Annotated in this window: 5 protein-coding genes and 1 pseudogene; 3 read left to right on the top strand and 3 right to left on the bottom strand. The window is 59.3% G+C overall.

What is annotated here, in order from left to right; genetic code table 11:
- Positions 1-426 precede the first annotated feature (426 nt).
- From bcsG to bcsE, 3 genes are read right to left on the bottom strand one after another with little or no spacing between them, the layout of a single operon-like run.
- The gene (bcsG, locus tag EKL29_RS19640) at positions 427-2,094 is read right to left on the bottom strand and encodes a cellulose biosynthesis protein BcsG (protein WP_120457997.1); all 1,668 of its coding nucleotides are present in this window, start codon (positions 2,092-2,094) and stop codon (positions 427-429) included.
- Positions 2,094-2,282: a cellulose biosynthesis protein BcsF gene (bcsF, locus tag EKL29_RS19635; RefSeq protein ID WP_126690496.1), complete on the bottom strand. Its 189-nt coding sequence runs from the start codon at positions 2,280-2,282 to the stop codon at positions 2,094-2,096. Before bcsF ends, bcsG begins: the two co-directional genes overlap by 1 nt.
- Entirely contained in the window at positions 2,279-3,820 is a 1,542-nt protein-coding gene (gene bcsE, locus EKL29_RS19630; protein ID WP_126690495.1) for a cellulose biosynthesis protein BcsE, read from the bottom strand. Before bcsE ends, bcsF begins: the two co-directional genes overlap by 4 nt.
- A 197-nt stretch (positions 3,821-4,017) precedes the next feature.
- Between bcsE and bcsR the strand changes: the two genes are divergently transcribed.
- From bcsR to bcsA, 3 genes and pseudogenes are all read left to right on the top strand, one after another.
- Positions 4,018-4,215, top strand: coding sequence for a cellulose biosynthesis protein BcsR (bcsR, locus tag EKL29_RS19625; RefSeq protein WP_120457991.1), 198 nt, complete (start codon positions 4,018-4,020; stop codon positions 4,213-4,215).
- On the top strand, positions 4,215-4,946 hold the full coding sequence (gene bcsQ, locus EKL29_RS19620; RefSeq protein ID WP_126690494.1) for a cellulose biosynthesis protein BcsQ: 732 nt from the start codon (positions 4,215-4,217) through the stop codon (positions 4,944-4,946). Before bcsR ends, bcsQ begins: the two co-directional genes overlap by 1 nt.
- Positions 4,943-7,575, top strand: a pseudogene (gene bcsA, locus EKL29_RS19615) (UDP-forming cellulose synthase catalytic subunit). Before bcsQ ends, bcsA begins: the two are co-directional and overlap by 4 nt.
- The last annotated feature ends 7 nt before the right edge of the window (positions 7,576-7,582 follow it).

The raw sequence follows: 7,582 nt of genomic DNA, 5'->3' as shown, positions 1-7,582 counted from the left end.
GCGAGGACGAAGAGTCCTGACTCCAGAAGACGCAATCTTATCGCTGCAAGCGCGCATCCTGCATACAGACAACGCAGCCGTTTATAAAAAAATGAGAACTCACAGGCGAGGGTGTGACAGAGGCATCCGACACGCTGAGGCGCGCACGGCGGCCAGGACGAGCCGACAGGAAGTCGGCGAGAGCGCGGCATGAGCCAGGACGGCGAATCCGCGCGGTCCGTAAGGCTGACGTAAGCAACGAAGGGACCGCGCATAGCGCGGCGTGGAGGCTGCCGGAAGCCGGGATTGTTAAGGGGCTGGCAAGCCCCTTAATACGCACGCCGGCAGCGCAGCTGCTGAAATTCCCCGACGCCTGGCGGGCGGAACCTGCACAACGCCAGCCGTTCGCGCAGCGAACGCCATGCAAACCAGGCGGGCGAAACCCGCTTACTGCGGATAAGCCACCCAGTCGCCACCGTTCAACCGGATCCAGGGCTTGCCCTGATACATCATCACCACGGCATTGTCATTCTCCGAGACAACCGGCGTCTGCGGCAGTTTGTCCGCCAGCACCGACATATTCACGTTCGGCGCGTTAAATACCTGACCGTCCACTACGCGGGAAACCAGCTCGGAAATCGCCAGCAGGCTGGCCGGCGTATCGATGGTTAACGGCTGGCCCTGATGCGGCGCTTTCATGCCGACAAACTTAATGCCAACCGGCACGTGAGTAATGCTCGGGCTGGGAATATCGCGCAGGCCAGACATCTGCATCTTGTCACCCTGCAGCGCCGCGCCATGCTCCGGCACCACCAGCACCATCACGCGTCGTCCCGACTTCTCAAGATTCGTCAGGAAGGCATCAAGCTGATCGAACAGCACCTGTGCACGCGGCTTCCACGGCGCGGTTTGGGTGCTGCCCAGATCGCGCGTGCCGTCATGCAGCGGGATCAGGTTATAGAACGTGGCGCTGCGCGCGTCGCTGCTCTTGCTGCGATCGTCAAGCCAGCGCTGCATCAGCTGTGCATCGTTGAACACCGGCGAGCCGTCGAACGAGGTCAGCTCCGGCGCAATACCCGCCTGCGACATCAGCGGCGCCTGAATATTGCCGTCGTCGCGCAGTTCCTTCAGATAGTTACCAAACACGCCGGTGTGATCCATCATCAGCTGCTCTTTAAAGCCCAGCCTGGCCAGATTATCAAACAGATAACACCGCGCGTCAGTCGGCTTATAGAGATCGCTGTGCGAGGTCTGGCCGCAGCTGGCGCGCAGCAGACGAATGCCCGCCGGGCCGCTGTAGCCGGTAGCGGAGTTGTAGTTGTTCAGCACGATATCAAAGTGCTGCCACAGCGGATGGCTGCGCAGCTGTGAGACGTCCATATCCGACCAGGCGAGCGAACAGATATTTACCACCAGAATATCGAACGGCTGCGAATCCGCAGGCAGGCTGTCGGGAAAATGGGTCACACGCTTGCGTTCGCTGTCGTAAAAGCGGTTCAGCCAGGCGGTAAGATTAGCGCTGGTGGGCGGCGCCGACTGGTCAAGCCCGTCCGGCGCGCTGGCGGCCTGTGGCTGACCGGCGGCAGGCGTCTGGTTCAGCACCACCTCTGGCGTGGCGGCTTTGGTTGGCAACAGCGACAGCGCGGGACCGGCGATAGTCAGCACGTTAAGCCAGATCAGCATCAGGGAGACCAGCACCGTCACGCGTACCCACTGCGAGATAAACAGATAGAGCACCAGCAGCACAAAGGCGGCACCGATCATCTGCCAGTTAATGAAGCGATTAACCAGATCGAGCAGATAGGCACCGGAGAAGCCCGCCACCTGGTTGCCCTGGCTAAGGATACTCTCTATGCCCGGCAGCCAGGTATCGTGCCAGAACAGGCCGAAGCCGATGGGAAGCGATATCCAGCTGCGAAGGCGATGCAGACGCGGCGAGGGCAGCGGGAACAGCAGCCAGGCCAGGAATATCAGGTTGCTCAACGCGTGGAAATTGAGGTAGCCGTACCACAACAGACCGAACTTAAGCAGAAAGTAGAAGTTCCAGCCGCCCAGCCCGCGCCAGTAAGACCATAAGCGGGAAGAGTGAGCGGAAGTGGATTGATCGTTATTCATTAATGATTTGCATCCTTTTTCGAGGATTTACGCTGCCAGTGACCTTCAGACTTCAGCGCACGGGCGGGCAGCAGGCGATTCAACATGCCGTTCCAGCGACGCGGCAGCCATTGCCGATATAACGGCTTTAAAAACAATAAAATAACCAGAATTAAGAGCGCGATTTGCACCCAGTCCATCAGGTTCATCGGGTTTTACTCTCCGCCAGTAAAATGATGGGCTGCGGCGTGGGGCGCTCGCGGGTTTCAACCGATTCTGCGGCGGGCTGCGTTGGCTGAAGCTCGGGTGTAATGTCCTGCAGCGCATTGGGCGTCAGATTTTTTATGTTGTTGATTTCCGCAAGAATTTGATTGTCCTCAAACCAGACCAGTCGGTTAGCGAAAAGCTCGTCGTGCGGCAGCGAAAAGATAAATTTCAGCGCCTTATCAAGATCGTTATAGCGGCAGGAAGAGAGAAACAGAATGACGCGATCGTCCAGCACCGTAACCAGATCGCCGAAGCGGCGCGGTTTGCACAGAGTCAACACCTGCTGCGGTTTAAGCTGCGGCACCGGGCGCAGCGCCACCAGCAAACCTTTATCGTTCTCCGGCAGCAGCGTATTGCCGATCAGCTGTCCTACCGCCTGACAGAAGGCATCGAGGCGCAGATAGCCTTTCTCCTGCAGCGGTTGCAGCGCGGCGGTCAGCGCGTCCAGGTTGGCAGGCACGCGGCGGTTGAATACCTGACCCTGCAGACCTTCCAGCGTCGTCAGAAAGCGCGACATGGTCGCGCTGGTCGGCACGATGGCGCTGACGCCGCACGCCAGCAGCAGGCGTTCATCGCTGTAGCGCAGGCTGGTGCCCATCTCGCGCACCACGATTTTTAAGCCGTTGCCGCGCGCGCGGCGCAGGCTGTGCACCATTTTCGCCAGCTCGCCGATATAGTCGCTGCGGGTCAGGCTGAAAATCACCGTCGCGGCGCTCGCCTGCTGCGCACGGAAAAAGACCTGTTCATTATCGTCAAAGAGTTGCCACTGACGCGAAAGCGGCGGCGCGCCCTCCAGCACTATTTTCTCCGCAAGATAATGTTGCTCATCGTTAAGGCTGAGCGGCTCCTGCTTTTCATTTTCATTTACGGCGTAAAAACGATCGTCTTTGCAGTCAAGTCGAATGGCGCGGTCAGCGAGCAGCCGATCGCCGGCGTACCACCAGTTAATTCGATACTGCCAGCTATCCTGTTGAAATGTTAAATGAGCCACGCCGTCCAGCTGGCGAAAATAACGCTGAAGATTATTACGCAGGTTAATTATCGTTGCGCCTGACGTGACCATTAAAAGCGTCATCTGCTTTTTATTCAGCACCCGACGCATACGCTTTATCCAGGAGGTTAACTCCGCCTCGTCAAGTTTATCCCACTGCGCCGCGCTGCTGTTAAAAATCACCAGTCCGTTTTTACTGCTGAGCTTACGGGTAAAGTCGCTCTCCAGACGCAGCAAACTGCTTTTATTTTTAGGCAGAGAAAACAACGGAATACGATCTGGACCGCCTGCAGGGTCCGGCGTCAACAGATCGTGTGGTTTTTCGTCTGCGCTGATAAGGGTGACGGATTGCTGCGCCAGGATAGCCTGCCGAATAAAAGCGCGCGCGTCTTCATGACGCGCGCAGGTTACCCAATAACAGCCGGGCGTTTGCAATACCGTTAATTCAGGCTGAACCTGCAACAGCCCCAGCGCAAAGGAATTTTTCATATTGAATTCGCGATTTGTTCAGTCCAGGCTAGCTTATTATAGACGGGGCAGGATGCAACCAAAGAAATTTAAAAATACGTTATGACAGACGGGTTCGCATTGATCTATCATCGCGCCGATTCAGACGGAGTCGATTTAACTCCCGCGTGAATATAACCGCCTTATACCCGACCTTGTTTTATCCGTGGCGAAAAGTAATGAAAAATGAAAATGCTTATACTCTGGTCGCGTCCGACGGCCAACGTCAGGATGATATTAGCGCCTTGCGCGACGCTTTTTCTCTGCAGGCTTTTCGCTATATCGATATCGCCCGTGAAGAGCGCCTGACGAACATCGTGGCGCGCTGGCCGCTGCTGGCTGAAACGGCGGGCGACAGGCCGGGACGTACGCGCTAATGCCGCTGATCGCGCTGCAAGGCGTACGCGGCGGAACGGGCGCAACTTCCCTTTGCGCGGCGCTCGGCTGGGCGCTGACGGCACTCGGAGAAAGCGTGCTGCTGATCGACGGCTCTCCGTCCAGCCAGCTTGGCGCGCACTTCAACCTGCCCGCGCTGCCGGAAAACGGCTGGATGCAGGCGCTGCGCCGCGGTGACGCCTGGCAGGCAACCGCGCTGCGCTATCCCCATGGTCCTGATCTGCTGCCGCACGGCTCGCTTTCTCATCAGCAGGACTTTACTTTGCTGCGCCAGGAGGCCGCGGTCGCCGCGCCGCTGCTTGATGCGCTGCCGGATCTGAACAGTCGCTATAAGTGGTTGATTTTTGACCTTCCGGCCGATTTGCTGCCCTGGCATGAAACGCTTTATGAACAACTCGACGGCGTGCTGTGCGTGCTGGCGCCGGACGCCAACTGTCATCTGCGCCTGCATCAGCAGCGCTTTACGCCGCATACGCACTTTATTATCAATCAGTTCAACGCCAACAGCCGTCTGCAGCAGGATCTCCATCAGCTGTGGGTCGCGTCGTTGAACAACCTGATCCCGCTGTTAGTCCACCGTGACGAAGCGCTGGCGGAAGCGTTGATGATGAAGCAGCCGGTAGGGGAGTACCGTCCGCACGCGCTGGTCAGCGAAGAGATCACGACGCTGGCGAACTGGCTGCTGCTCCATCTGAACGGAGCGCGTCCATGAATCCGCTGCGCTGGCTGCTGACCGCGCCGGTCTGGCAGGCGCTGCGTGTGCGCTATGCCACGGCGCGCGACAAGGGGGCCTCCCGCTTCGCCAGCGGCCTGAATTTGCTCTGGTGTACGCTGGGCTGGGCGCTGCTGCGTTTTGAAACGCCGGGCTGGCAGCGCATTATTCAGGATCGCCGTCGTCTCTATCCGCATATCTCGCCGGAACGGCCGCGTCCGTTAGACATTCTTCGCTATCTGGTGCAGACGCTATGGCTGGTCATTACCCTGCCGCAGGATGAGAGCGGCCGCAGCGAACGGCAGCGCTTTAAAGCCTTCCAGCCGCTGTTTCGCTGGCGTCAGCGCGGTTATCAGTGGCTCGATACGCTCTCCGCGCGCGTGCAGACGGGCAATGTCGACGAACGTATTGAGCAGCGGCTGCAGCGGTTATCGCCGTTAACGCGTCGCCTGATCTTTATCGGTGCGGCGCTGTTCGCCTCGCTGCTGGCGCTGCTTTGTATCAGTCAGCCGTTCGGGTTGATGACACAGTTTATCTTTGTGGTGCTGCTCTGGTGCCTGGCGATGCTGGTACGGCGCGTGCCGGGCCGCTTCCCCACCATGATGCTGATTGTGCTGTCGCTGACTGTCTCCTGCCGCTATTTGTGGTGGCGTTACACCTCGACGTTAAACTGGGACGATCCGCTCAGCCTGGTGTTCGGTCTGCTGCTGATTGCCGCGGAAACCTACGCCTGGGTGGTGCTGGTGCTGGGCTATTTCCAGACGCTCTGGCCGCTTAACCGCCAGCCGGTCTCGATGCCGACGACGCTCGATCAGTGGCCGAGCGTCGATCTGCTGGTACCGACCTATAACGAGCCGCTCAGCGTCGTCAAGCCGACCATCTATGCGGCGATGGGCATCGACTGGCCGAAAGACCGGCTCAATATCTTCCTGCTTGACGACGGCAGCCGCGAAGAGTTCCGCGAATTCGCCGCCAGCGTCGGCGTTAACTATGTGGTGCGCCCGACGCATGAACACGCCAAGGCGGGCAACATCAACCACGCGCTGAAAACGCGCTGCCGCAGCGAATTTGTGTCGATTTTCGACTGCGACCATGTGCCGACGCGCGCCTTCCTGCAGATGACCATCGGCTGGTTTATTAAGGATCCGAAGCTGGCGATGCTGCAGACGCCGCACCACTTCTTCTCGCCCGATCCCTTTGAGCGCAACCTGGGCCGCTTCCGCCGCACGCCGAACGAAGGCTCGCTGTTTTATGGCCTGGTGCAGGACGGCAACGATACCTGGGACGCCACTTTCTTCTGCGGCTCCTGCGCCGTGCTGCGCCGCAGCGCGCTGGATGAGATCGGCGGCATTGCAGTAGAGACCGTTACTGAAGATGCGCACACGTCGCTGCGTTTGCACCGGCGCGGCTACGCCTCAGCCTATATCCGCATTCCGCAGGCGGCGGGACTGGCAACCGAAAGCCTGTCGGCGCATATCGGCCAGCGCATCCGCTGGGCGCGCGGTATGGTGCAGATTTTCCGTCTCGATAACCCCTTATTCGGCAAGGGGCTGAAGTGGGTACAGCGTCTCTGCTACGCCAACGCCATGCTGCACTTTCTTTCCGGCATTCCGCGGCTCATCTTCCTGCTGGCGCCGCTGGCGTTTCTGCTCTGCCACGCTTACATCATCTACGCGCCCGCGCTGGCGATCGCCATCTACGTCTTGCCGCATATGCTACACACCAGCCTGACCAACTCGCGCATTCAGGGACGTTGGCGTCACTCCTTCTGGAGCGAAGTGTATGAAACCGTGCTGGCCTGGTATATCGCCCGGCCGACCACCGTGGCTCTGTTTAATCCGCATAAGGGCAAATTCAACGTCACGGCGAAAGGCGGTCTGGTCGAGGAGCATCATCTCGACTGGGTGATCACTAAACCCTATATGTTCCTGGTGCTGCTCAACCTGGCGGGCGTCGCGATGGCGTTCTGGCGCATGCACAACGGCCCGGCCAATGAAGTGCTGACGGTGTGGGTGAGCCTGGTCTGGGTCGTCTACAACATGGTGATCCTCGGCGGCGCGGTGGCGGTTTCCGTCGAGGCGCGGCAGATCCGCGAGGCGCACCGCGTGGAGATCGCTATGCCAGCCGCCATTGCCCGCGAAGACGGGCATATGCTGCCCTGTACGCTGCGCGACTACTCCGACGGCGGTGTCGGCGTCGAGCTGCGCGAGTCGAATGCGCTGAAGGAAGATGAAAAGGTCTGGCTGCTGCTGCGCCGCGGCCAGCAGGAGTTCAGCTTTCCCTGCCGCGTACAGCGCGTTTTTGGCCTGCGCGCCGGTATTCGCCTGCATCAGCTGGTATTCGCCTGCATCAGCTTACGACCCAGCAGCACATCGAATTTATCCAGTGCACCTTCGCCCGCGCCGATACCTGGGCGCTGTGGCAGGACGGTTTCCCGGAAGATAAACCGGTGCAGAGCCTCGCCGACATCATGATCCTCGGCTTTAAAGGCTATCTGCGCCTGGCGGAATATGGTCCGCCGCAGTTACGTCGGCTGTTTAACCTGCTTACCGCTGGGGTGAGCTGGCTGGCCTCGCTGTTGCCGCAAGGCATCGGACGTGGGCCCGCTTCAAAAAACGTATTGAGTTGATGATATG

Origin of the sequence: Pantoea sp. YU22 (genome assembly GCF_003970755.1) — a bacterium.
Taxonomy (GTDB): domain Bacteria; phylum Pseudomonadota; class Gammaproteobacteria; order Enterobacterales; family Enterobacteriaceae; genus Pantoea; species Pantoea piersonii.
Note: the sequence above shows the minus strand (reverse complement) of the source record. Positions and strands in the feature narration are given on the sequence as shown.

What these genes read in the sequence shown, in the direction of transcription:
- bcsR (WP_120457991.1), top strand. Translation starts at nt 4,018, where the DNA reads ATGAAAAATGAAAATGCTTATACTCTGGTCGCGTCCGACGGCCAACGT.
- bcsQ (WP_126690494.1), top strand. Translation starts at nt 4,215, where the DNA reads ATGCCGCTGATCGCGCTGCAAGGCGTACGCGGCGGAACGGGCGCAACT.
- bcsF (WP_126690496.1), bottom strand. Translation starts at nt 2,282, where the DNA reads ATGAACCTGATGGACTGGGTGCAAATCGCGCTCTTAATTCTGGTTATT.
- bcsE (WP_126690495.1), bottom strand. Translation starts at nt 3,820, where the DNA reads ATGAAAAATTCCTTTGCGCTGGGGCTGTTGCAGGTTCAGCCTGAATTA.
- bcsG (WP_120457997.1), bottom strand. Translation starts at nt 2,094, where the DNA reads ATGAATAACGATCAATCCACTTCCGCTCACTCTTCCCGCTTATGGTCT.